Raw genomic sequence first — 590 nt, 5'->3', positions numbered from 1 at the left:
TCGAGCACCTCTGAGCATGATCGGACTCGGCCGGAATACAGCTGACGACGGCCTGTCGCCGCAGAACCGGGAGGCGACTCGAAGGGCGACCGTGGTGGTCATCGGAGGTGGGCAGTCCGGTCTGTCGGCCGCCTATCACCTCAAGCGACGCGGCTTCCACAGCGCGTTGACGATGCCGGACTCCGCCCGGACCTTCGTGGTGGTCGATGCCGAACCCGAGCCGGGAGGAGCCTGGCGCCACCGGTGGCAGTCGCTGCGGATGGCGACTGTGAACGGCATCTTCGACCTGCCCGGCTTCCCGAAACCGCCCATCGATCCTGCCGAGCCCAGCCGCACGGCGGTCCCGCACTACTTCGCGGCCTTCGAGCGGCTAACAGACCTGCCCATCCTGCGTCCGGTGACGGTCACCGCCGTCCGGCGTGCCGACAGCGACCCGGACGGCGAACTCGTGGTCGATACCAGCCACGGGCAGTGGGTCACCCAGGCGATCATCAACGCCACTGGCACCTGGACCAATCCGGTTCGCCCGCACTACCCGGGGCAGGAGAACTTCCTGGGGCGCCAACTGCACACCCATGACTACGTCTCCG

The 590-nt window shown here is 68.0% G+C and carries 1 protein-coding gene; it reads left to right on the top strand.

Translation table 11 applies throughout. From position 1 onward, the window contains the following. Positions 1 to 16: 16 nt before the first annotated feature. Positions 17 to 590: NAD(P)-binding domain-containing protein (locus DMB66_RS60565; RefSeq protein WP_148113018.1), on the top strand; the 574-nt coding region annotated here is incomplete at its 3' end.

It is taken from the genome of Actinoplanes sp. ATCC 53533 (assembly GCF_003947245.1).
The sequence above is the reverse complement of the archived record's forward strand: the minus strand, read 5'-3'. Positions and strand labels throughout refer to the sequence as shown.